Annotated in this window: 19 protein-coding genes and 1 tRNA gene; 10 read left to right on the top strand and 10 right to left on the bottom strand. The window is 40.0% G+C overall.

Translation table 11 applies throughout. From position 1 onward, the window contains the following. Positions 1 to 81: 81 nt before the first annotated feature. From B4F91_RS09750 to B4F91_RS09730, 5 genes are all read left to right on the top strand, one after another. Positions 82 to 327: an OadG family protein gene (locus B4F91_RS09750; protein ID WP_096042240.1), complete on the top strand. Its 246-nt coding sequence runs from the start codon at positions 82 to 84 to the stop codon at positions 325 to 327. A gap of 9 nt (positions 328 to 336) precedes the next feature. Further along, positions 337 to 2,115, top strand: coding sequence for a sodium-extruding oxaloacetate decarboxylase subunit alpha (gene oadA, locus B4F91_RS09745; RefSeq protein WP_248463345.1), 1,779 nt, complete (start codon positions 337 to 339; stop codon positions 2,113 to 2,115). A gap of 11 nt (positions 2,116 to 2,126) precedes the next feature. Continuing rightward, positions 2,127 to 3,257, top strand: coding sequence for a sodium ion-translocating decarboxylase subunit beta (locus B4F91_RS09740; RefSeq protein WP_286938789.1), 1,131 nt, complete (start codon positions 2,127 to 2,129; stop codon positions 3,255 to 3,257). A gap of 138 nt (positions 3,258 to 3,395) precedes the next feature. Continuing rightward, complete coding sequence (locus tag B4F91_RS09735) at positions 3,396 to 4,367, top strand: aldo/keto reductase (protein WP_004587521.1); 972 nt, start codon at positions 3,396 to 3,398, stop codon at positions 4,365 to 4,367. A gap of 13 nt (positions 4,368 to 4,380) precedes the next feature. Next, on the top strand, positions 4,381 to 4,557 hold the full coding sequence (locus B4F91_RS09730) for a hypothetical protein (RefSeq protein WP_004587522.1): 177 nt from the start codon (positions 4,381 to 4,383) through the stop codon (positions 4,555 to 4,557). Between the two features lie 84 nt (positions 4,558 to 4,641). Here B4F91_RS09730 and B4F91_RS09725 read toward each other — a convergent pair whose 3' ends face one another. Further along, positions 4,642 to 5,955 carry a peptidoglycan DD-metalloendopeptidase family protein gene (locus B4F91_RS09725; protein WP_004587523.1) on the bottom strand — a complete coding sequence of 438 codons (1,314 nt, stop codon included), beginning with the start codon at positions 5,953 to 5,955 and terminating at the stop codon, positions 4,642 to 4,644. 379 nt (positions 5,956 to 6,334) lie between these two features. Between B4F91_RS09725 and tyrS the strand changes: the two genes are divergently transcribed. Next, complete coding sequence (tyrS, locus tag B4F91_RS09720) at positions 6,335 to 7,534, top strand: tyrosine--tRNA ligase (protein ID WP_055254812.1); 1,200 nt, start codon at positions 6,335 to 6,337, stop codon at positions 7,532 to 7,534. Between the two features lie 69 nt (positions 7,535 to 7,603). Here tyrS and B4F91_RS09715 read toward each other — a convergent pair whose 3' ends face one another. The 4 genes from B4F91_RS09715 to folE2 all read right to left on the bottom strand — a co-directional run bounded on the left by B4F91_RS09715 (position 7,604) and on the right by folE2 (position 11,007). Then, the gene (locus B4F91_RS09715; RefSeq protein ID WP_054983847.1) at positions 7,604 to 8,548 is read right to left on the bottom strand and encodes a cobalamin biosynthesis protein CobD/CbiB; all 945 of its coding nucleotides are present in this window, start codon (positions 8,546 to 8,548) and stop codon (positions 7,604 to 7,606) included. Continuing rightward, positions 8,549 to 9,256: a 5'-methylthioadenosine/S-adenosylhomocysteine nucleosidase gene (gene mtnN / locus B4F91_RS09710; protein ID WP_004587526.1), complete on the bottom strand. Its 708-nt coding sequence runs from the start codon at positions 9,254 to 9,256 to the stop codon at positions 8,549 to 8,551. It abuts the gene before it with no gap. A 119-nt stretch (positions 9,257 to 9,375) separates the two neighbouring features. Then, on the bottom strand, positions 9,376 to 9,972 hold the full coding sequence (locus B4F91_RS09705; protein ID WP_024031608.1) for a DUF2726 domain-containing protein: 597 nt from the start codon (positions 9,970 to 9,972) through the stop codon (positions 9,376 to 9,378). 114 nt (positions 9,973 to 10,086) lie between these two features. Beyond that, on the bottom strand, positions 10,087 to 11,007 hold the full coding sequence (gene folE2, locus B4F91_RS09700) for a GTP cyclohydrolase FolE2 (protein ID WP_273611723.1): 921 nt from the start codon (positions 11,005 to 11,007) through the stop codon (positions 10,087 to 10,089). 226 nt (positions 11,008 to 11,233) lie between these two features. Between folE2 and arcB the strand changes: the two genes are divergently transcribed. Then, a complete protein-coding gene (gene arcB / locus B4F91_RS09695) occupies positions 11,234 to 13,552 on the top strand; it encodes an aerobic respiration two-component sensor histidine kinase ArcB (RefSeq protein ID WP_286938788.1) in 2,319 nt (772 codons plus the stop codon). Between the two features lie 14 nt (positions 13,553 to 13,566). Here arcB and arcA read toward each other — a convergent pair whose 3' ends face one another. The 4 genes from arcA to trmB all read right to left on the bottom strand — a co-directional run bounded on the left by arcA (position 13,567) and on the right by trmB (position 18,328). Further along, positions 13,567 to 14,283, bottom strand: coding sequence for a two-component system response regulator ArcA (gene arcA / locus B4F91_RS09690; protein ID WP_004587530.1), 717 nt, complete (start codon positions 14,281 to 14,283; stop codon positions 13,567 to 13,569). 490 nt (positions 14,284 to 14,773) lie between these two features. Further along, positions 14,774 to 16,378, bottom strand: a complete 1,605-nt coding sequence (locus tag B4F91_RS09685) for a HAMP domain-containing sensor histidine kinase (protein WP_054983844.1) — start codon at positions 16,376 to 16,378, stop codon at positions 14,774 to 14,776. A 154-nt stretch (positions 16,379 to 16,532) separates the two neighbouring features. Next, a complete protein-coding gene (locus tag B4F91_RS09680) occupies positions 16,533 to 17,558 on the bottom strand; it encodes a methyltransferase (RefSeq protein WP_054983843.1) in 1,026 nt (341 codons plus the stop codon). 44 nt (positions 17,559 to 17,602) lie between these two features. Continuing rightward, complete coding sequence (trmB, locus tag B4F91_RS09675) at positions 17,603 to 18,328, bottom strand: tRNA (guanosine(46)-N7)-methyltransferase TrmB (RefSeq protein WP_024031613.1); 726 nt, start codon at positions 18,326 to 18,328, stop codon at positions 17,603 to 17,605. A gap of 161 nt (positions 18,329 to 18,489) precedes the next feature. Between trmB and mutY the strand changes: the two genes are divergently transcribed. Continuing rightward, positions 18,490 to 19,551, top strand: coding sequence for an A/G-specific adenine glycosylase (mutY, locus tag B4F91_RS09670; RefSeq protein ID WP_286938152.1), 1,062 nt, complete (start codon positions 18,490 to 18,492; stop codon positions 19,549 to 19,551). 33 nt (positions 19,552 to 19,584) lie between these two features. Beyond that, positions 19,585 to 19,857 carry an oxidative damage protection protein gene (locus B4F91_RS09665; protein WP_004587535.1) on the top strand — a complete coding sequence of 91 codons (273 nt, stop codon included), beginning with the start codon at positions 19,585 to 19,587 and terminating at the stop codon, positions 19,855 to 19,857. Positions 19,858 to 19,908: 51 nt separating this feature from the next. Here the strand turns inward: B4F91_RS09665 and B4F91_RS09660 are convergent, their stop codons facing one another. Further along, positions 19,909 to 22,683 carry a hybrid sensor histidine kinase/response regulator gene (locus B4F91_RS09660; protein WP_286938149.1) on the bottom strand — a complete coding sequence of 925 codons (2,775 nt, stop codon included), beginning with the start codon at positions 22,681 to 22,683 and terminating at the stop codon, positions 19,909 to 19,911. A gap of 338 nt (positions 22,684 to 23,021) precedes the next feature. On the opposite strand from B4F91_RS09660, the gene B4F91_RS09655 reads away from it, so the two are divergent. Next, positions 23,022 to 23,097: transfer RNA gene (locus B4F91_RS09655), tRNA-Phe, on the top strand. Positions 23,098 to 23,166 lie beyond the last annotated feature (69 nt).

The raw sequence follows: 23,166 nt of genomic DNA, 5'->3' as shown, positions 1-23,166 counted from the left end.
TAAAAGTTTTGTTATCATTCGGTGAATAATTATTTAAATAAAGCGGTTTTTTATATCGCTATATAGTGCAGGGGGAGAAAAATGGATATAGGAGCTGTACTCACAACCGCAGGTAGCTTGATGCTTACGGGCATGGTGGGCGTGTTTGTATTTCTTTCAATATTGATTGGTGCTGTGTCATTCATGTCTAACTTGGTTGCTCGTTTTGACGAGGCTGAAGTTGCAATACCGGTTAAATCACCATCTTTAAAATCTCAAGGTGTGCCAAACGAGCACATCGCTGCTATTAGTGCTGCCATTGCTCAGTACAAATCAAATAATAAATAAGAGGCACACATGGCTAAATTAAAATTAACAGAACTTGTTTTACGCGATGCTCATCAGTCTTTACTTGCAACCCGTATGCGCTTAGATGACATGCTCCCTATTGCTAGCAAACTTGATGATGCCGGTTATTGGTCTATTGAGTCGTGGGGCGGCGCTACGTTTGACTCGTGTATTCGTTATTTAGGTGAAGACCCGTGGGAGCGTATTCGTGCCCTTAAAAAAGCAATGCCCAATACTAAACAGCAAATGCTTTTACGTGGGCAAAATTTATTGGGTTACCGCCACTATGCCGATGACGTGGTAGAAAAGTTTGTAGAGCGTGCCCACAAAAATGGTGTAGATGTATTTCGTATTTTTGACGCCATGAACGATGTACGGAACTTAGAAACGGCAATTAAAGCGGCTGTAAAAGTAGGTGCCCACGCGCAAGGTACGATTTCTTATACTGTAAGCCCTGTGCATACTCTTGATATGTGGTTAACCCTTGCAAAACAGCTAGAGGATTTAGGTTGTCACTCTATTTGTATTAAAGATATGGCAGGCTTATTAAAACCATACGATGCAGAGCAACTTATTAAAGGGCTAAAAGAAACCGTTTCTATCCCTATTGCTATGCAGTGCCATGCAACCACCGGTTTAAGTACAGCTACGTATCAAAAAGCCATTGATGCAGGCATTGATATGCTTGATACCGCTATTTCTTCAATGAGTATGACTTACGGTCATTCAGCTACAGAAACCATTGTAGCAATTGTTGAAGGTACGCCCCGCGATACCGAATTAGATTTAAACCAGCTAGAAGAAATAGCGGCTTACTTTAGAGATGTACGTAAAAAGTACGCTGCCTTTGAGGGGAGCCTTAAAGGTGTTGATGGCCGTATTTTACTCGCGCAAGTACCTGGTGGCATGTTAACCAACATGGAAAACCAACTGAAAGAGCAAGGCGCAGCAGATAAGCTAAATGAAGTATTACTTGAGATCCCACGCGTGCGTGAAGATTTAGGTTTTATTCCGCTAGTTACTCCAACATCGCAAATTGTAGGCACACAAGCAGTACTAAATGTGCTTACGGGTGAGCGTTATAAAACAATTACCAAAGAAACCGCCGGTGTTTTAAAAGGCGAGTATGGTTTAACACCAGCACCTATGAATAAAGAACTGCAAGAGCGAGTGCTTGATGGCAGCGAGGTTATTACGTGTCGCCCTGCAGATAATATAGCCCCAGAGCTTGCATCGCTTGAAGCAGAGCTGCAAAAAGAAGCGCAAGAACAAGGTTTAACACTTGCTGATGAGCAAATAGATGATGTGCTTACCTATGCATTATTCCCACAGGTTGGCCTTAAATTTATTAAAAACCGTAACAACCCAGATGCCTTTGAAGCAGTGCCAAGTGCTGATGATGCAAACGCTAAGCCTGCAGCAAAACCTGCAAGTAACAAAGGTGTTAGCGCTGAGCAATACAGCGTTAAAGTTGACGGTAAAGTTTACGATGTAGTGGTTGCGCAAGGTGGCGAGCTTAAAGAGGTAACGCTAAAAGATTCAGAGCACTTACCACAATCAGCATCGGTTGCATCAGGTGAAACACTGAATGCGCCACTGGCAGGTAATATTTTTAAAGTAAAAGTAAAAGCAGGCCAAGCCGTAAACGAAGGCGATGTGGTTGTTATTATGGAAGCGATGAAAATGGAAACCGAGGTTCGTGCAATGCACTCAGGTACTGTGGCTGAGGTCTTAGTGTCTGAAGGTGATGCTGTGACAACGGGCGATGCAATTATAGCGATGGCGTAGGAGTAGCTTTAATGGAAGGTCTTTTAAACCTTTGGCATGCTACCGGCATTGCTAACTTTACGTTTCCTGGCTTAATAATGATTGCGGTAGGGTGTTTGTTGTTGTTTTTAGCCATTGCTAAAAACTTTGAACCCCTATTACTGCTGCCGATTGGCTTTGGCGCAATACTGACCAATATTCCGGTTGCTGGGCTTTCTGACCCAGGTGGTTTGCTTTATTACGTGTATTACGTAGGTATTGATACGGGGATCTTCCCTTTATTAATTTTTATGGGAGTAGGGGCGCTAACCGATTTTAGTACGCTTATTGCCAACCCGCGTATGTTATTACTGGGTGCAGCCGCGCAGTTTGGTATTTTTGCCACCTTGTTTGGTGCCATTTTATTAAACTATGTACCTGGCTTTGAATTTAGCTTACAAGATGCCTCAGCCATTGCCATTATTGGTGGTGCCGATGGCCCTACAGCCATATTTTTAGCATCTAAGCTTGCCCCTGATTTACTAGGTGCCATTGCGGTGGCTGCTTATTCTTACATGGCGTTAGTGCCAATTATTCAGCCGCCAATTATGCGCGCATTAACTACACCTGATGAGCGTGCTATTAAAATGCCAGAGCTGCGCAAAGTATCTAAAAAAGAAAAAATAGTATTTCCTTTAATGGTACTGAGCTTAACCGCTATGTTTTTACCAGCGGCTATTCCCTTAGTAGGCATGTTCTGTTTAGGTAATTTAATGCGTGAGTCTGGTGTTGTAGATAGGCTTAGTAACAGTGCCCAAAACGAAATTATTAATATAACCACGATATTTTTAGGTTTGGCAGTGGGCTCTAAGCTAGCGGCCGATCAGTTTTTAACTGTAGAAACCATTGGTATTTTGGTGCTCGGTGCGCTGGCATTTGCTATTGGTACAGCGTCGGGTGTGTTTATGGCAAAAGGCCTTAACAAGCTTTCTAAAACACCTATTAACCCTTTAGTTGGTGCTGCGGGTGTATCGGCAGTACCGATGGCGGCGCGTGTAGTTAATAAAGTTGGGCTTGAGAATAACCCACATAACTTTTTGCTTATGCATGCTATGGGGCCAAACGTAGCTGGGGTACTAGGAAGTGCCGTAGCCGCAGGTATATTACTGGCGCTTGTTGGCTAGTATTTAGGATTTAATCCAACCGATTAGCGCAGTTTACTGCGCTTTTTTTATGCCTATAAAACTGCACGTATTAAAGTTTGTTTGCAGACGTGTTTTTGTTTACAGTGAGGGCTATGCACACTAATAAGGATAGTCATCATGCTTCACACCCCTTTGGCAAAATATTTACCTCATGTTAGTAGACTCGTTTTTGGCTGTATGGGCCTAGGCGGCGGTTGGAATAAAGACGCCATTACTAAGGCTCACTTAAAGCAAACTCACGAGTGTATTGATGCAGCCATAGCTGGCGGCATTAACTTTTTTGATCACGCCGATATTTATACCTTTGGCAAAGCCGAGCAGGTATTTGGCCAAGCACTAGCTGAGCGACCAGAGCTGCGCGAGCACATGTATATTCAATCTAAATGCGGTATACGCTTTGAAGATGATAAAGGCCCTAAGCGTTACGACTTTTCGGCCAAGTGGATTGAAGAGTCAGTTGAAGGTTCACTTAAACGTTTAAACACCGATTATCTTGATGTGCTTATGCTTCATCGCCCTGATCCGCTAATGGAAGTAGAAGAAATTGCACAAGTATTTAGCTGCCTTCAAGAAAGCGGCAAAGTACGTAATTTTGCCGTATCAAACATGCAGCAGCACCAAATGAACTTTTTACAACATGCCTTAGATATGCCTATTGTTGCTAACCAAATTGAAGCAAGTTTACAAAAACACCAATTTGTTGATGAAGGTGTTTATGCAGGTAATGCAGATGGAAAAGATCTTAACTTTACACCGGGCAGTGTAGAGTATTGCCGCCACTTTGATATTCAAATACAAAGCTGGGGAAGTTTATGCCAAGGGCTATACACAGGGGGCGATTTAACAAATGCATCGCAAGCCGATATAAATACCAGCATACTCGTAAATAAGCTTGCTGCACTTTACGATACAACGCCTGAGGCAATTGTTTTAGCTTGGTTATTACGCCACCCTGCATTAATACAGCCAATTATTGGCACAACGAACGTTGAACGTATTGCAGCGTCATGCGGTGCGCTAAATGTTACGTTAAGTCGCGAACATTGGTATGCGTTGTATGTAAGCGCCAAAGGCCATGAATTACCATAATTAAGGTTTAGGAATGAATATATTTGTTATTTTAATTTGCTTGTTTGTCGCTCTAGCGGTGCTGATACCTTTGCTTGAAAAGTACCAAGGTAAAATGGGGTTGGATGGCGCAACTAAATACAGCAAATATATTTGGCCGCTGGTTATGGTTTCTTTAGTCGTACAGCTAATTTATGTATTAATGAACTAATAAACTAATAAATTAATAAAAAACACAAAAAAGCCTTTGCAGGTTAACCCTGCAAAGGCTTTTTTAGTATCTATAACTTATACGTTACTTAAGTGCTAGCTGTAGTTCGCGATTGCGTTCAAGCTGTGCAATAAAGTTTTCGGCAATAGGTTTAAACTTAGCAAGTTCAGAGCGTGGTAATGGCTCAGACTTAGGTAACTTAACGGTTTTAGGATTACGGTGTACACCATTTACTAAAAATTCGTAGTGTAGGTGCGCGCCTGTTACACGGCCGGTAGAACCCACGGTACCAATTTTGTCACCTTGTTTAACCTTTTGGCCTGTTTTAACAAGCTTTTTGTTAAGGTGTAAGTACTTAGTTACGTACTGTGTGCCATGGCTTATAAATACGTAGTTACCATTGTACTTACTGTAACCTGCTTTAATTACTTTACCGTTACCCGAAGCTACAACCGGTGTGCCTGTACGTGCTGCGTAATCAATACCACGGTGCGCTCTTACTTGCCCTGTTACTGGGTGTAAGCGACGTGGGTTAAAGCTCGAGCTAATATACTTAAAGTTTACCGGCGCACGTAAAAATGCTTTTTTCATGCTGCGCCCTTCAGGCGTATAAAAGCTGCCGTCGGTATGGCGAATAGCCGCATAACGCTGGCCTTGGTTTATAAATTCTGCCGCAATAATTTTACCAGTGCCAATAAACTCGCCATCAACATAATGCGACTCGTAAATTAGCCCAAACTGATCGCCCTTACGAATATCGTTGGCAAAATCCACATCCCAACCAAATATATCAGCAAAGTTCATTATTTGGCGCTCGCTTAAGCCTGCAGCAATAGCTGAGGTCCAAAAGCTGCTAGAAATTTCGCCACCGGCTGTTTTGCTCAGTGTTTCTATTTCTTTGCTATCTATTGATGTGTCGTAATTACCTTCGTCATTTAAGGTAACAAACAAAGTATCTGTTTTTGAAATAACATAACGAAGTTGAGCTAAATCACCGTTTTCTGCTGTTGCAAAACTAAGTATTTCACCTGGGTGAATTTTAGTTAGTTTGCGTGTTTCAGCATTGGTGTTAATTAGCTTGTGAAGCGTTTGCGCTGAAAAGCCAGCACGCTTGAAGATAATTGCTAAATTATCGCCGTTTTTAACTTGATGATCGACTAAGTCGTATTCTGGCAGCTTTTCTGCTGCTTCTGGCGAATTTAATTCAGTTAATTTTTCGTTGTCTTCAACTTTAACTTGTAACTCGTAACGCTTACCAATTTCTAGTGCATTTGCACTATTGTCTTTGGATGCAGTCGCTTTTTCTGAAGGAAGAAAGGCTAAGCCAACAATAGCAGAAACCAAACCTAGAATAAGCAATTTGTGTTTTTTGGGAAGCGTGTTAACCACGTGAACCATAACGTGCCTTTTCTGCTGTCGTGAAAATAAAATATATATTAATGCAGGATATACGTAATAAGGTACGAATACTAGTAAATAAAGCTAAAAGCCCCGCAAATGTTAGTAAAATGACAATTTATAGTTGTTTAAGTTTATCGATTTAAACTGATTCTAAAGTGCGCTAAAATCGGCGTTTAAACACCATTTCTAATTGCCTAACACAGTGAGACTAAGCTTATTGAGTTTAGTTGCATTATTCGCATAAAAAATTGTTTTAATTAGGTAGAAATTTGTTATGTTAGCAACATAAGTGCTTTTGGTTTAAATCTGTTTTAAACCCTTATGTAGCAAGTCATCTAGTTGCCCCTTCGTTGGCAGAATTTTGGAGTAATACACAGTGGATTTACAAACCGCTCTAGCAGAGATAAAACGCGGTGCAGAAGAGATATTAATTGAAGACGAATTAGTTGAAAAACTAAAGTCGGGCAAAAAGTTAAAAATTAAAGCCGGTTTCGATCCTACCGCGCCAGACTTACATTTAGGTCACACTGTACTAATTAATAAAATGAAAACCTTTCAAGATTTAGGTCATGAGGTTATTTTCTTAATTGGTGACTTTACCGGCATGATTGGCGATCCAACAGGCAAAAATGTAACACGTAAACCACTGACCCGTGAAGATGTACTTGCCAATGCTGAGACTTATAAAGAGCAAGTTTTTAAGATTTTAGACCCAGCTAAAACCACCGTTGCGTTTAATTCTTCGTGGATGGAAAACCTCGGTGCAGCAGGCATGATCAAACTTGCAGCTAATCAAACTGTAGCGCGTATGCTAGAGCGTGACGACTTTAAAAAGCGTTACGGCAACGGACAACCTATTGCAATTCACGAATTTTTATACCCACTCGTACAAGGTTGGGATTCGGTTGCACTTGAGTCAGACGTAGAGCTTGGTGGTACTGATCAGCGCTTTAACCTTTTAATGGGCCGCGAGCTTCAAAAAGTAGAAGGCCAAAAGCCTCAAACAGTATTAATGATGCCATTACTTGAAGGTACTGACGGCGTTCAAAAAATGTCTAAGTCGCTTGGTAATTACATTGGTATTACTGATGCGCCAAACGATATGTTTGGTAAAGTAATGTCGATTAGCGACGTACTTATGTGGCGCTATTACGACTTACTAAGCAGCTTATCAATCGAAGAAATTGCAGCGCAAAAACAACGCGTAGAGCAGGGCACTAACCCGCGTGATATTAAGATTGAGCTGGCGAAAGAGTTAATTGCACGTTTTCACAGTGAAGAAGCTGCGCAAGCCGCACACGATGACTTTATCAAACGTTTTCAGAAAAAAGCGCTACCTGATGAAATCCCTGAGCTGACAATTACCATTGCAGAAGAAGGTATTTTAATTGCTAACTTACTTAAAGAAGCTAATTTAGTAGCCAGTACTTCTGAAGCAATGCGCATGATTAAGCAAGGTGCAGTAAAACTTAACGGTGAAGATAAAATCACTGATACAAAACTTGAAGTAGCAAAAGGCACGACCGCTATTTACCAAGTAGGTAAACGTAAGTTTGCCAACATTACTGTTGCCTAAGCGCAGTTAAAACTAAAAAACCAGCTTAGGCTGGTTTTTTTGTGCGCGTATTTTGGCTGCTAAAAACCACTAAATCAGCTTTAATATCTCAATACTGATAATGACTAACAGCCAAAATGCACGCGCTTGATTTAATCTATTTATGATCACAGGGACGTCTTCGGCTTTTGGGAGTCGCTCGGTTCCAATTCGCATTTTATTAAAACGCTTACCAAAATAAACCGCAGGGCCGCCTAGCTGTACGCCAATAGAGGCGGAGCACACACTTAAAATCCACCCCGTATTTGTTTGATAAAAGTGTCTGCCATAGTGCTTTATATAATGCATACTTTGTTTACTGGCTTTGCTTGCGGCAATGGTTAATGCAAGTAAGCGTACGGGGATAAATTCGATTATAAACAAAAGTAGTTTAAGCGGTTTTAAAAAGTGGCTATTAGGTGAAATATCGGTGCGCCAAGCATGCTGCATTAAAGTCAGTAGCCGATACGCTAAAGCGGCAATCGGCCCAAGTAATAAAAATATAAATATAACGGTAAAGTAATTACGGGCAGTTCGTAAAATTAAGCTTTCAATTAAGGCTTTAATAATACCTGGCGCTGAGAGCTTATTGACCTCTCGGGCAAGCAGTGGCTTTACGAGTTCACGCGCGGTAGATTTTTGGTTTTGTTTTACTAACTTTGCAACACGCAGGGCTTTTTTTTCAATCGCTTTGCTTTCTAGGCACAAATATAAAATGAGGCCCGCGAGCAGCTCAGGATAAAAGGCAAATTCAAGCAGTAACACAATAATAATAAGAATAACGCTTAAAACTAGCGCACAGGCAAGAGTGGAGGCTAAATAAAGGTAACTTTTAGGCTCACTTGGTTTATAAACTCGTTTTCCTATAGCACTAAATATAGCGGTTAATACTGTATTAGGGTGATACCAGCTTTTTAACGGGAAAAAGCGCTCAGCAATGAGCGCCACAAAAAAGGCAATAAAGTCCAAATGGTTTTGAACAATATTGCTTAGCATTTACAGCGTAACTTTTGTTAGTTTTTCCAATAGTGCAACAACCATTTTTGATGAGTTGATTGATGCAGTCTCTAAGTATTCTTCAAACGATTGCGGCGACTCTTTACCGGCAATGTCAGACATAGAGCGAATAACCACAAATGGCGTATTAAGCGCAAAACACGTTTGTGCAATAGATGCGCCTTCCATTTCTACTGCAAGCATTGTAGGAAAGTCGCTGCGTGCTTTATCAATTCGCACTGGATCACACATAAATGAATCACCCGTACAAATTAAGCCTACTAAGGTTTTTACTTCGCTAATTTGCGCAATGGTTTGCTCGGCAGCTTCAACTAGTTTTGGGTGTGCGGCAAAGCCTGCTGGCATTTGTGGAACTTGGCCGATTTCGTAGCCAAAAGCGGTTACATCTACATCGTGATGGCGTACTTCTGAAGAGATAACAACATCGCCAACACTTAAAGAGGGATCAAAGCCACCGGCAGAACCTGTGTTAATAACACAGTCAGGATTGAAGTTATCAATTAATAACGTGGTTGCAATCGTTGATGCCACTTTACCAATACCCGATTGCACAAGTGTTACTGTATTACCCGCTAATTCGCCTGTGTAAAAGGTAAACCCTGCTTTAGTTAGCACTTGTGGATTTTGCATTGCTTCACGTAAAATTTTAACTTCTGGCTCCATTGCGCCAATAATACCAACATTCATAGTGTTTGATTCCTGAGTTTGAATACGTAGATTATACGTGAAGTTAGCAATAAAAAACAAAAAAGCGAGCTGTTTTACGGCTCGCTTTAAATACTTTTAGGAGAGTATTTAATTCTATTTTAAATTTCGGCTAACGCAGTGGTTTGGGCTTTAGCCTGAGAAGGTGACAATACCGCAGGTTTACTTACACGATTACGTGTTGGACGAGCCGATTGCACCGCTGCAGGTTTGCCTAATTTAAACATAATTGCATCGCGCACCTCAGAAGGGCGGTAGCCTGATTTTACTTTCATACGAATATGTGGAATGCCAGCGGATTCTAAAGCGCCGTTTACAAACCAGTCGCGCTGCGCTTTGTGGCCATCTTTATTGGCGTTGTTAACCAAATCAACCGCAGCCACTATCGTCATTTTTTCTTTATCTACCAGCACAAAATCGAGTTGCTTATTTTTAGCTTTAGCTAAAGCTGCACGTTTTGATTTAGCAGAGAGGCCTTGCTTGCAGTCGATTACATCGATGAGTTTGACGCGGCTCACAATTTTGTATTGATCGCCTACCGCACGCTCTAAAAGATTTAAAAATGCACCCTCAACCTGTGTAAACACGGTTTGTTTGCGGGTAAAAGGATAGGGATTGCCGCCATCATCACTAAATTTTGACGCAACCACAGAGGCCCCAACCACTAATACTAAAATTGATAATAAAGCGAATTCCATACGGTAACTCCATAACAACAAATTGACACTGCTCAAGTAAAGCAATTTACGTGCCTAAAAATTGGTTGTTATGGCTAATTACCGTATGTATTTATTATTAATGCAGCAGGGCTGCTAGGCTTTGTAACCGCCCTCAATTCCTTTAACGGCAATCGCGACTGCATCATGCGCATGGAGCGATTCGTAATGGTTGATTTGTAGCCAGTAATCACTAAAGTTATCGTTTTCAAGAACCGCTTTAATTTTACGTGCAGCGTCTTCACAAAACATTAAATTTTGACCGTTAAGGCGGGCAAATTCTTGCTCATCTTCACGTTTTACTGCCGCTTGTACGGGGGTTTTTAGCTCAGCTTCTAATGTATCAATTAAATTTACTACGTCAAATTCACTAATTGTGTTGTCTAGCTTTACTTTAACGTTTGCAATTGAACGCTGGGAGTGAGGCGTTGCCACAATACCCTGCGTTGTACCTAGCCATGCTAAAACATCTTTTTGATTAAGTGTTTCTTGGTTAAACTTTTCGCTAAAAGCATTTTGAATAAGTTGACGAGCAAGTGCTGCAGAGCATGGACAGGTTGATGAATAAGTAACATCAACGCTTAGCTCGTAGCTAATTACGCTATTTTCAATAGTGCTGGTTAGGGTAATTGGGTAGTTTTTCCAACCTGCTTTACCGCTTAATAACGATTTACGACGCAGCGGTAATTCAAATTTAAACTCTATTTGGGCTTTGTCACTTAATCCTTCGTGGCTGGTGATGAAGGTATCGAGTGCTTGAGCTAAAGTTTGTGGGTTAACTTGTTGCTCTGTTGAGAGTAAATCAAGCGCTAAAAATAAACGCGACATATGAATGCCTTTAGCGTCTTCTTTATGCAAATTAACAAAGGCACGCGCTTTTGCGTTAACGGTAACGGGTGCTAAATCTTTCGATTCAAAAATAAATGGCAGTTCTATTTCGCCCATACCAACCCAGTCTAACTTACCTGTTTGTAAGGCGGGAGCCGTATCAGCTATATCGGGCATGTTGGTTTGCATGTGCGCTACTCGTTATTGGTCATAATAAAGCGCAGCATTTTACACTAAATAATTTATTGCTGAAATGATGAGTTTAACAAGTAGGCAAAAGTAAACATGAAAATTTTCTGTTTTTGTCGCACAACATGAATATAGCTAATAGAAAAATGCTAAAATCTGCTGCAAAATGCGTTTGACTATTAATAGGCACTTTTTATTTATGCCTAGTAACGAGATACACTGACCTATGACCGATTCTTCTTTGAGCCCTTGGGCTCGAGTACTTTCTAGTTTAATAACTCGCTTTGGCGAGTTAAAAACCGCGGCAATGTGCTACGCGCTTTTATTAGGCGTGTCGCTTATATTGTCGAGTATGTTTTATTATGTGGCACTGGGTGAGGTTAATTTAGTTGATATTTTAGCTGTGGTATTTTTTACTGCGGTTGTATCTCCCTTTATGATCAGTATTTTACTCAACTCGATTAGACAATTAGATGCCTCATACGCTTATTTAGACAGCGCCACAAAACAAGAAAAGCTGTTAAATCAAACATTAAAAGATAATATCAACCGCCTCAACATTGAAATAGATGAGCGAAAAATGGCCTTTCATGCCAAGCATCGCGCCATTGAAGAGCTTCGCCGCGAAATAGCAGAGCGTAAAAAAACACAACAAGAACTTGCTCAGCAAGGCATGCTCCTTCGCTCTATTGTCGACTCTTCCCCCGATTTATTTTATTACCGAGATAACAACGGCGTGTTTGCCGGCTGTAATAAAATGTTTGAAGAGGTTATGGGCAAAACCAGCGCTGAACTAATTGGTAAAACAGTGGAGCAGATTTTCCCTAGCTACTTTTTAGCAGAAGTACTCAGAACCGATAAACAAGTCGAGCAAACGCATCAAGCGCTGACAATTGATGTTGAATATATGGTTAATGGTGAAAACCGTTGGTTTGAGCTGCGTAAATTACCGTTTATAAACGATCAAGGTGACTACATAGGTTTGCTTGCATTTGGCCGTGATATAACCAGCCGTAAAGAAGCAGCACAAGCGCTTGAAACAGCCTATAAGGATAAAGGTAAGTTTATAGCAACGCTTAGTCATGAGCTGCGCACGCCATTAAATGGCATTGTAGGTTTAACCCGCATGCTGCTTGATACAGAGCTTAATAAGCAGCAACGCAGTTGGTGTAATACGGTGTTTTCGAGCGCTGAAACCTTAGGTAATATTTTTAACGATATTATAGATTTAGATAAAATAGACCGAGAGCAGTTAGATATAGCAACCGACTCTATTAACGTTTCAGACTTTATTAACGATGTAGTGAACTTTGCCGGCTTAATTGCTGAACAAAAAGAGCTTGAATTTTCAATTGAGCGAAATGGCACATTAGATGTTTACGCACTCCTAGACCCAACGCGTTTACGCCAAGTGGTATGGAACTTAATTAATAATGCCGTTAAGTTTACCCAGCATGGCGAGGTAAAACTCACATGTAGCCGAGAAGAGCGTAACGATGGACCGTGGCTTGAACTTAAAATATCAGACACAGGGCAGGGGATCCCAGAGGATCAACTCTCGCGCATATTTGATATGTACTACAAAGCCCCAGATTTAAGCGGTAAAAACGCGATTGGCTCAGGCATTGGTTTAGCCGTAACCAAAGCGTTGGTCAGTGCAATGAAAGGCACTATTTCGGTAACCAGTGCAGAAGGTGAAGGCAGCTGCTTTACAGTACACATACCGCTTAGCTTATGTGTAGCGCCTACCGAACAAAGCTATGCAGGTAGAGGTTTATATATTTTACTTGTAGAGGATGTGCCATTAAATGCTGAAATTGCGACTAACCTGTTAGAGCAGCGCGGCCATGAAGTGATTTGGGCCGAAACAGGTGAAGATGCACTCTCGTTTGTAGAAACCGAAGACGAGCTAGATTTAGTACTACTTGATATGCAACTGCCCGATATAAATGGTGATGAGGTGGCAAGACAAATACGTGCCGATAGCCATTTTGATAAATTACCTATCGTTGCGCTTACAGCGAATGTACGTAGCGCCGAAGAAGACTTAGAAGGCATTTCGGTGCAAGGGGCGCTTGCTAAACCGATTAATACAATAAAGCTTGATAAAATGCTGGCTGATTTGTTTGATATTCAACAAAGTGAATCTGACAAGCCGCTGCTAACGGTAAGTAAAGAAGCGCTTGAGGGTATTAATGCAGGTGTGCTTGATGTTGAAACCATTGAAGACTTTGTAAACTCTATGGGGCTTGAAGTATTTAAGCGCAGCAGTGGTTTATTTGAAAAACTAAACCCGCAATATCAGCAAGAGCTGCAAAGCGCGTTAAATGAAAACGACAGGGAAGAGTACAAATCGGTGGCGCATAAGCTTAAAGGTGCTGCGGGCTCTGTAGGATTAAACGACGTACAGTTACATGCTAAAAAGATGGAACACGGTGCGCTTGATGAATCAGATGAAGTACTAAAAGAATGGTTAGATACATTGGCAGATAAAATAAATGAAGGACAAATTGCCCTTCATTCGTTTTTACAATTATTAGAGTAAGCGGTTTACTCTAATTAAGCGTCGATTTTACCAATAAAGCGGTAACCTTCACCATGGATGGTGCTGATTAGCTCAGAAGTAGAATTATCACTTTCGAAGTGCTTACGAATACGACGAATCGTTACATCTACTGTACGGTCATTAGCGCGAAGCTCACGGCCAGTCATATGCTTAATAAGTTGCTCACGGCTAAAAATACGCCCTGGAGAATCAAGCATTAAACGCAGCGCTCTGTATTCACCTTTAGGTAAACGCTTAGCATCACCATTTGGTGACGTTAAACAACGGCTGTTTTCGTCAAGTTCCCAACCGTTAAATGTAATTACACCGTTGGTTTCTAGCACTGACTCTTCGCCGCCTAGCGCTGTACGGGTAATTAAGTTGCGAGCGCGTATAGTCAATTCACGAGGGTTAAAAGGTTTAGTGATGTAATCATCAGCACCAATTTCTAAACCTAAAATACGGTCTACATCGTTATCACGGCCGGTTAAAAAGATTAAACCGACTTTACGTTTTTGGCGTAATTCACGTGCTAATATTAGCCCGTTTTTACCCGGTAGGTTGATGTCCATAACTACAAGATTGACGTCATCATTATTTGTAAGCTTGTCATGCATATCATCGCCATCAATGGCTTCAATAACTTTGTAACCTTCAGCTTCAAATAAACTCACGAGGTTTAGTCGAGTTACGTCTTCATCCTCTACGATTAGAATGACTGGCGTTTGCATTATTAATTAACCTTTTTGGAATATTTTATTTACAAAAAATCGAATCTTAACTAAATAATTCGATTACTAGAGATTATAGGATTATACCCAAATGTTAACAAGAAAAAACAAGTTGGATAAAAATAAAACAGTAGGGGTGTTCCAAACTAACCAAAAGGCATTGTGCAAAAACTACTGTTTAATGATATATAACGGATGCAGCTTTTTGAATTATGAAAACGAAGCCATTTCCTTTAATAATTGATACATCCACCAATCGCTTAAAGGTACTAAAAATAATCGCGCAAATTCAAAACGGAATTATATCATTTTATAACCTTTCATCAATGTATGTGATACTGCAAAAGCAATAAAGTTCAGAAATTGTATCGCTTAATTATTAGATCAAGTTAAATAATTAAACATGAAATATCACATGCTCTCTCTATAAGGTCATTAAATGGTAATTCAAGTAAAAAGCGTAAATAAATACTCTTTTTTTAAACACTGTTTATGGAATTGTAATAACAAAGCGTACGCCGGGTTTTGCATCTAGGTCATACAGTATATGCCCACCTAGTGCTTGGGTTACTAAGTTGTACACTAAGTGCATGCCTAAACCACTTGCCCCTTGGCCTCGCTTAGAGGTTACAAATGGGTCAAATATCCTGTTTTTGACGTTTTTATCAACGCCTTGGCCGTTATCTGTGTAGATTATTTTTATTTGTGGGCCTGTTATTTCTATATCAAACTTAATTTCGTTATTTTCGCTATTGCTAAAACCATGAATGGCAGAGTTTAAAATAAGCTGTTGGAAAATTTGTTGTAATGGCTCAGATTTACTTTCAATGGTTAAATCACTCGGACAATTAATCACTACGTTAGGCTTTGACTTTATTAACTCTGATTGAATCGACATTAACACATCAGATATTAACCTATGGATGTTTACATGGGTTTTAATCCCGTCATCTTGAATTACAGCTACCTTTTTAAAGTTAGAGATAAGGTCGGCCGCACGATTTAGGTTTCTATAAATTAAATCAAGGTTTTCGATACCTTCGTCAATAAAGCGTTTTAATTGGTTAGAAGTAAGAGACTTATTATCAAAACTAAGCTGAATATCGGCAAGTTTATCGCGCAGCAAGGTTGAGCCAGTAATACCTAGGCCAATTGGGGTGTTAACCTCATGGGCTACGCCGGCTACCATTTGCCCTAATGAGGCCATTTTTTCGTTTTCTACTATTTGTTCTTGGTATTGATGCATTCGCTCAAGGGTAGAAAGCAGCTCTTGGTTTGCTTCGCGCAGGGCTATTGTTCTTTGGCTTACCTTTTCTTCTAAGCTCTGGTTGAGCTGTTTGATCTCTAGTTTGTCTTTTTCATGACGTTCTATTTGCTTACGGGTGCGAGTAAGCATGATATTTAAGCTGTTTGATAAGGCTGTAACCTCTTTTACGCTGGTGCTGGGTGCGCGTACGTCATAATTATGATTTTTTGATACGTCTTGTAGCAATACACTTAAGTGTTCAATAGGGTTAGCGATACTTTTTTGTGTTTTTATCGCTATAAAGTACACAAAAAACAAAATAAACAGAGTAAGGAAAATATCTATAATAATTTTTTGTTTTATAAATTCATCTAGGCTTTCTAAGCTACCACGCATGTAAACGTAACCCACCACCTGCTCGTTATTAAGCACAGGTGTTATTAGCTCAATGTAGTTGTTGGTCACTCTTGGCTCGTTAAGCTCTTTAATGCTGTCTACGCGCAGCGGAACAGGTGGGGTTTTTTTAGCATTAAAGCTAATAAAAAATACAGGTTTACTCGATGTTTTCTCTATTGCGTAAATATGAATGTTTTTAACAAGGGGAATTTTATCAAACGACTTTAGGCGTTTTTCTTCTGTTTTTCTGTCGTCTTTTACCAATGAATCTGCGGCATCAAAAGCAACAATATCGGAAAGGATCACGAGCTTGTTTATGATCAGTTCCTTTTGTTCTTTTACACTCATATAAGTGGAAATTGAAACCGATAAAGTTAAACAAATCGCAGTGATAAGCATGATGGTGTTGATCAGCGCTTTTCGAATACTTTTTTGATGTACTTTTTTTGGCATTATTGCTGCATCGCCTAAGCATGAATATTTATATTTAGAACTTTAGTTTAGCAAAAACCATAGAAAGTGAAGGGAAATAGTGAAATTAATTCTGATATTTATTCGAAAGTTAGGCTAAGTATTAATTACACTTAGCCTAATTAAGTATAATTAGTTAGCTACTGTAAACGGCAAATTTGTTATTTTTGTACACAGTGTGGAAGCTACCAAACTGCGCCTCTAAAATTGGCGGGTATTTTAAAAAGCTATTAGCCACTATGCTTAGCTTTCCTACCTTGGTTAAGTGCTGCTTAGCATTTGATAAAAATGCTTCTGCAATTGTGTAGTCGGTCGCTATGCCAGTATGAAAAGGCGGGTTACTAACTATTAAATCAAACTTGCCGCTAATACTTTTTAAGCCATCACTTAAAATGGTACCGCCTTTAATATTATTAAGCTTTAATGTTTGCTCAGTAGCATAAGTTGCAAGTGCGCTCACATCGCTGCAAGTAAAAGTCAGTGCTGGGTTTTTAATACCTAAAAAAGTGGCTATTAAGCCCGCACCACAGCCAAAATCCAGTACATTACCTTGTTTAGTGGTCGGGGCATTTTCTAGTAGCATTTTTGTGCCAGCATCTAAAGCGCCGTGGTTAAATACACCCGGAACACTGATAGCATCAAACTCTACTCCTGCTACATTTACTCTAAACGTTTTATGGTAGCGGCTAATCTCAAAGGTTGGGTTGTTCTCTAGTTGCTCAAATGAAAACAAAATACAATGCTTAGCAGAGTCAATTTTATTACTGTACTGCGCTTTGCCCGCGAGCTGCTTTTCTATCGATTTAACGCCACTTTTATTTTCGCCTACCACAAGTAGCTGTGCTTTTTCGTTAATAACGGCGCGAATATTATCAAGTGCCATTAATACTTCAGGCTTTGATTTTGGGTAGTAAAGAATGACTAAATCGTAATCGTTGGCGGCCATTTCATGGTTAACACACACGTTTATGCCATTTATTTTTTTAGCAAATTCCCCATTAGCATGGTTATAACTAAATGCGGTGATGGCACTTTGAGGATTTAACTGCTTTAGCTCTGCTAAAAAGCCATCTTGAACAAAGTTGACCACCAAGATAGATTTTCCCACTAGTTCTTCGCTATTACGAAGTAACAGTAAACTTGGGTTGGTTAATACGCTCATAAATGGCTTTGCCTTACAAATTATTGATTAGTAAATTAGTGTAATTATTTTGTGCGCTCAAACATTAAGTCCCATACGCCGTGACCTAAACGGTGGCCGCGCTGTTCAAACTTAGTTAGCGGGCGCGAATCAGGGCGAGGCACGTAGTCGTTGGTAGATGACTGATTTTTATAGCCTGGCGCTGCTTGCATAACTTCTAGCATGTGCTCGGCGTAGTTTTCCCAGTCAGTAGCCATATGAAAAACACCGCCAATTTTTAATTTTGTACGCAGTTTTTCAGCAAATTCTGTTTGCACTATACGGCGTTTATGATGACGCTTTTTATGCCATGGATCAGGGAAGAATAACTGCAGCGTTGTTAAGCTTTCATCTGCAAGGCAGTCAGCGAGTACTTCTACCGCATCGTGTTCAAATACACGTAAATTAGTAACACCGGCCTCATCTGCATCCATTAAACATGCGCCAACGCCTGGGCGATGTACTTCAATACCAATAAAGTTTAGGTGCGGTGCATTTTTCGCCATTTCAACTAATGACTTGCCCATACCAAAACCAATTTCTAATACTACATCATTGTTATTGCCAAATACTTGAGCTAAGTCGAGTAGGCCGTTTTTATGCTCAAGCCCCATAGTTGGCCAGCATTTTTCAATTGCGGCAGCTTGGCCTTTAGTTAAGCGGCCTTCGCGTTTTACAAAACTGCGAATTGTGCGGATATATTTACCTTCTTGCTTAGCTTGCTCAAGGTTGTTGTTACTTGATTCACTCATATTATTGGCCTGACAAAAACAATGTGTTTAAAAATGGTTGCGTATTATCCCTGACCACGCAGCTAATCACAAGTATTAGCGTGTTATAGCGCCTTCATAGCTTGATCTTTTTATTAACTGCAATAGACTGAGCCGCTATTGAGCATGAGTAAAAGTAGTATATGTTGGATTTAAATAAACAGCAGTCAGACAAATTTGCTAACCAAGTAGTTCAGTGGTATCACCTTCATGGGCGTAAAACACTGCCTTGGCAACTAGGTAAAACACCTTATAAAGTGTGGGTGTCAGAAGTAATGTTACAGCAAACGCAAGTTGTTACGGTTATTCCATACTTTGAAAAGTTTATGGCAAGCTTCCCAGATATCATTGCTTTAGCAAATGCAGATGAAGATTTAGTGCTGCATCATTGGACTGGCTTAGGTTACTACGCACGGGCACGTAACTTACATAAAACGGCCAAAATAGTGCGAGATAAATACCAAGGTAAATTTCCTACTACACTCGAAGAAGTCATGGATTTACCCGGAATAGGGCGCTCTACCGCTGGTGCGGTATTATCGCTGTCGCTTGGCCAGCACCACCCTATTTTAGATGGTAATGTTAAGCGAGTGCTTGCCCGTTATTTTATGGTTGAAGGGTGGTATGGGGTAAAAAAAGTAGAAAACCAACTTTGGCATTTGTCTACCCAGTTAACCCCTAAAAACAATGTGACTGAGTTTAACCAAGCCATGATGGACTTGGGCGCCAGCCTTTGCTCTCGTAGTCGCTTTGATTGCCAAGCGTGCCCACTTAATAGCGATTGTGGTGCGTTTAATGCCGGTAAGGTTAAAGAGTTTCCTCATTCTAAACCTAAAAAAGCGGTGCCTAAAAAGAGTTGTCACCAATTAATTATTCAGCATGACGAGAAAGTTTTAATGGCAAAACGCCCAAGTAGCGGTATTTGGGGCGGTCTGTTTGGCTTTTTTGAGTTTAACGAATACAGCGAAATGGTGTTATTTTTAAATCAGCAAGGCTTAAAAACCGAGCTGGAAGAGTTAACGCCTTTTACTCATGTGTTTTCGCATTTTGAGCTGACAATAAATCCACATGTGCTTAATATTAATAACGTACCGGATGTAGTAAACGATAAACAACTTGTGTGGTACCCACTCGATCAATCTATAGAGGTGGGTTTAGCCGCACCGACTAAAAAGTTGGTTAAACAAATGAGCCCAATAGGTTAAACTATTAGCATTTAGCGCTTAAGAGAGTCAATTATGGCACGTACAGTATTTTGTCAAAAGTTACAAAAAGAAGCCGAAGGGCTTGGATTTCAGTTATACCCTGGTGAACTAGGCGAGAAAATTTTTAATAATATTTCTAAAGAAGCATGGGGCCAGTGGCAGCATAAGCAAACTATGCTAATTAACGAAAAGCATTTAAATATGATGGACCCAGAGCACCGTACGTTTTTAGAAGAGCAAATGGTTGGCTTTTTGTTTGAAGACAAAGACGTAGAAATTGAAGGTTATCGACCTCCTGAAAAGTAATTTTTAGGCATAAAAAAAAGGGCTATATAGCCCTTTTTTTATAGCTATATTTTATAGCGTTTCTTCATCAGTATTCGCTGAGCGCACTTGCTCTTTTAAAAACTGCGCAGCTTTAGAATATTCAATTTCAAGGGTATCTCTTTGCGCTATTAGCTCATCAGTATCAAGCTCTGCATTTCGACATTTCTCTTCAAACTCTTCTGCACATTGCGCAACGGCCTCTGCACCAATAGTTTTAGAGATAGCCTTGAGCTGATGACAAGCACTGCTTATCTCGTCTCTGTCATTAACCATAACGCCGGAATTAATACTTTTAATTAGGCTTTGGCTTTGCTCTAAAAACATTTTGAAAAAGCGTAATTGTTTGGCTTCGTCGCCGTTTACATAAGTAGATACCGCGTCCATATTAATAGGCATGGCAGGTTTTTGATGAATGACAACAGTTTGGTCTTTATTATGCTTATCATACCAGCGCTTTAAGGTATCTTCTAAGGCATTAAGCTCTATAGGCTTAGTAATAAAGTCATTAATACCTACCGCCAGGCAACGCTCTTTTTCACCTTTGAGCGCATTGGCAGTAACCGCAATAATATAGGGCTGAGCGTCTATAGAGTCTAACAACTCGGCTTCATCACGAATTTTTTCAACCATATCGTAACCTGACATTTTTGGCATATGTAAGTCGGTTAATATGAGCGAGTAATTGTTTTGACGCCACATATCTAAACCTTCTTCACCGTTATTTGCTACTTCAACGCCATAGCCTAGTATATGCAGTTGGTCGGTTAAAACTTGCTGGTTTAGTAGGTTATCTTCTACTAATAAAATGAGTTTATTGGCATCGCGTGCTTGTTCAACATTTAAATAATTGTTGAGTGTTTTTGTTTTTTTAATTTGTTTAGGTTGATGCAAGCCTGCTGCTACCAATATCGACATCATAAAGTTAGATTTACACAGCGGTGAGGCATTAATATAAAATACATTTTTATGGTTTATAGCGGCTTCATCAAGCTTACTTAATACCACTACTTGTTGATTATTATCTTCAAGTGAGTAAATAAGACGACGCAGTAAAGAGTTAACTTTTTCCATATCATCTATGCCATCGACAACCCATATAATGTCGTGCTGCTCTTGTTGAGCTTCTATTTCTTGCTGGTTGTGCACGTAGGTAATTTTAGCGCCCATAAACGATAAATAGCGGTACATTGCTTTTTCGCGCTCTAAATGATTGCTCACTACCACTACATGTTTGCCATTGAGCGCATTTTTATGTGCGTACTTAATTTTTCCTGAGGTACCAAATGGAAGCTCAACGGTAAATTCGCTACCAATGCCTGCATGGCTAGTTACATTAATAGTACCGAGCATAAGCTCGGTTAAACTTTTACAAATAGAAAGCCCTAAACCAGTGCCGCCGTATTCACGGGTAATTGAGTTTTCGGCTTGCACAAACGGGTTAAATATTTCTCGCAGTTGCGCTTGGGTCATGCCCTTGCCGTTATCGGTTACGCAAAAACGCAGCGTAAAATGATCTGCCGTATTATGGGCCACTTCTACCGATATTTTTACGTGCCCTTGGCGTTTATCATCAGTACTGGTGAACTTAATTGCATTACTACAAAGGTTATACAGTACTTGGCGAACCCGTATTGTATCGCCAGTTAAATTAGTTGGAATATCTGGCGCAATAGATAGCTCTAAATCTAATTTGCGCTTTTTAGCAACAGATGAAAGCACGCGAGCCACTTCTTCAATCGTATCAGTAACTGAAAAAGGCGTAGGGTCAATATTTAGCTTACCCGCTTCAATTTTAGAGAAGTCTAAAATATCATCCAAAATACTTAATAGTGAAAACGCTGACTCACGGATAATAGTACTTAAACGATGCTGCGCGCCGTCAAGCTCTGTTTGTCTTAATAAATCTATAGTGCCAATAACGCCGTTCATAGGGGTGCGAATTTCATGGCTCATAGTGGCTAAAAAGGTCGTTTTAGTTTCGCTAGCGCGTTGTGCTTTTAATGTCGCTTGCTCTAATGCAATTGTTCTTTGTTGTACTTCGCTCTCAAGGCCTGTTTGTAATTTTTGAAGCTCTTTTTGCGCAGCCTCTTTTTCAGACATTACCGAGTTAACTTTATCTAGCAGCAAGTTAATGTTTTTAGCCACGCCAGATAAGCCTAGGTCTAGTTTTTCACTTACTTTACTGTCGTAATTGCCATTTTCGGTAATCGCTTGAAGTTCTTCATTTAACAAATGACTACTTTTACGTAAGCGAGTATTTATATAGGTATTAAATAGTAGGGCTAATGCAAATAAGGCGAACACGCTTACAATTGCAATAATATAGGCTATTACTTGCGAGTCTTGCTGCGTTAAAGGCGGTGCTGGTAACTGCTGTTTTATTATTAGCTCACCAATAGGCTGGTCGTTCAAAAGCAATATATGGTGCAATATACCTTGCTCAGTTAAATGCTCATTTACTTTTTTAGACTCGATAGCGGGTTTAGTGCTGCTATATACAAGTTGGGTTTCTGAGGTGGCATTAAAGCGATAGAGCGTATATTCAAACTCATCATCTAATACTGAGGTAAGCTCAAGTAGCTGGCGAACCTTGCCTTGCCCATACATAGTAAGTGCATCTACCATTGGTAAATCAAGTTGTTGTGCTAGCTGCGTAATACTTACTTTTTGTTTGGCTGCTGGTGCAGGTTGTGTGTTTTGCGAATAAAACGCAAAGGCAACAATAGCAAGCGCTGTTACTGCAATATTAATTATTAAAAAAAGCGGCAGTAAGCCTTTCACCGGCGAAGAGAATTTACTCTGCATTGATTGTTCCCATTGGTATTTGTTTGTACGATAAGCCCTTATCGTATTTTCACAGTAATCGTATCATTTACGTAAAATAATTCACTACGTTTTTAGTCTGGTTTAATTGATTAAATTAAGGTTTTTTGTGAGTTTTTGTTGGATAAATAAACATTAGTCTATAAAAACTCGCTTTGTTGTGTGAAAACCGTTCAAACAGTTATAAAGAGTAAAAAAAAAGTTGACTTGTAAGGGCAAAACTCGTTTAATACGCCGCACGCCCAGATGGCTCAGTCGATAGCGCTGAGTGGGAATTGCATTAAAAATCATTTATGATTTTTAATTAGCACTGTTAAAGTGCCTCGATAGCTCAGTTGGTAGAGCAGAGGATTGAAAATCCTCGTGTCCCTGGTTCGATTCCGGGTCGAGGCACCACTATTAAAGTAGTGGTGTTTAATCAATAGTTTAAACGTTATTACGCGTGCCTTAGCACACAGTTTAGTG

It is taken from the genome of Pseudoalteromonas sp. UBA6610, assembly GCF_002433295.1.
GTDB lineage: Bacteria > Pseudomonadota > Gammaproteobacteria > Enterobacterales > Alteromonadaceae > Pseudoalteromonas > Pseudoalteromonas atlantica.
Note: the sequence above shows the minus strand (reverse complement) of the source record. Positions and strands in the feature narration are given on the sequence as shown.

Excerpts from the sequence above, each read along its gene's own strand:
- trmB (WP_024031613.1), bottom strand. The coding sequence starts at position 18,328 with ATGAGTGAATCAAGTAACAACAACCTTGAGCAAGCTAAGCAAGAAGGT.
- arcB (WP_286938788.1), top strand. The coding sequence starts at position 11,234 with ATGACCGATTCTTCTTTGAGCCCTTGGGCTCGAGTACTTTCTAGTTTA.
- B4F91_RS09680 (WP_054983843.1), bottom strand. The coding sequence starts at position 17,558 with ATGAGCGTATTAACCAACCCAAGTTTACTGTTACTTCGTAATAGCGAA.
- arcA (WP_004587530.1), bottom strand. The coding sequence starts at position 14,283 with ATGCAAACGCCAGTCATTCTAATCGTAGAGGATGAAGACGTAACTCGA.
- B4F91_RS09705 (WP_024031608.1), bottom strand. The coding sequence starts at position 9,972 with ATGGAATTCGCTTTATTATCAATTTTAGTATTAGTGGTTGGGGCCTCT.
- B4F91_RS09750 (WP_096042240.1), top strand. The coding sequence starts at position 82 with ATGGATATAGGAGCTGTACTCACAACCGCAGGTAGCTTGATGCTTACG.
- oadA (WP_248463345.1), top strand. The coding sequence starts at position 337 with ATGGCTAAATTAAAATTAACAGAACTTGTTTTACGCGATGCTCATCAG.
- B4F91_RS09740 (WP_286938789.1), top strand. The coding sequence starts at position 2,127 with ATGGAAGGTCTTTTAAACCTTTGGCATGCTACCGGCATTGCTAACTTT.
- B4F91_RS09725 (WP_004587523.1), bottom strand. The coding sequence starts at position 5,955 with ATGGTTCACGTGGTTAACACGCTTCCCAAAAAACACAAATTGCTTATT.
- B4F91_RS09685 (WP_054983844.1), bottom strand. The coding sequence starts at position 16,378 with ATGCCAAAAAAAGTACATCAAAAAAGTATTCGAAAAGCGCTGATCAAC.
- B4F91_RS09715 (WP_054983847.1), bottom strand. The coding sequence starts at position 8,548 with ATGCTAAGCAATATTGTTCAAAACCATTTGGACTTTATTGCCTTTTTT.
- folE2 (WP_273611723.1), bottom strand. The coding sequence starts at position 11,007 with ATGCAAACCAACATGCCCGATATAGCTGATACGGCTCCCGCCTTACAA.
- B4F91_RS09660 (WP_286938149.1), bottom strand. The coding sequence starts at position 22,683 with ATGCAGAGTAAATTCTCTTCGCCGGTGAAAGGCTTACTGCCGCTTTTT.
- B4F91_RS09665 (WP_004587535.1), top strand. The coding sequence starts at position 19,585 with ATGGCACGTACAGTATTTTGTCAAAAGTTACAAAAAGAAGCCGAAGGG.
- B4F91_RS09735 (WP_004587521.1), top strand. The coding sequence starts at position 3,396 with ATGCTTCACACCCCTTTGGCAAAATATTTACCTCATGTTAGTAGACTC.
- B4F91_RS09730 (WP_004587522.1), top strand. The coding sequence starts at position 4,381 with ATGAATATATTTGTTATTTTAATTTGCTTGTTTGTCGCTCTAGCGGTG.
- mtnN (WP_004587526.1), bottom strand. The coding sequence starts at position 9,256 with ATGAATGTTGGTATTATTGGCGCAATGGAGCCAGAAGTTAAAATTTTA.
- mutY (WP_286938152.1), top strand. The coding sequence starts at position 18,490 with ATGTTGGATTTAAATAAACAGCAGTCAGACAAATTTGCTAACCAAGTA.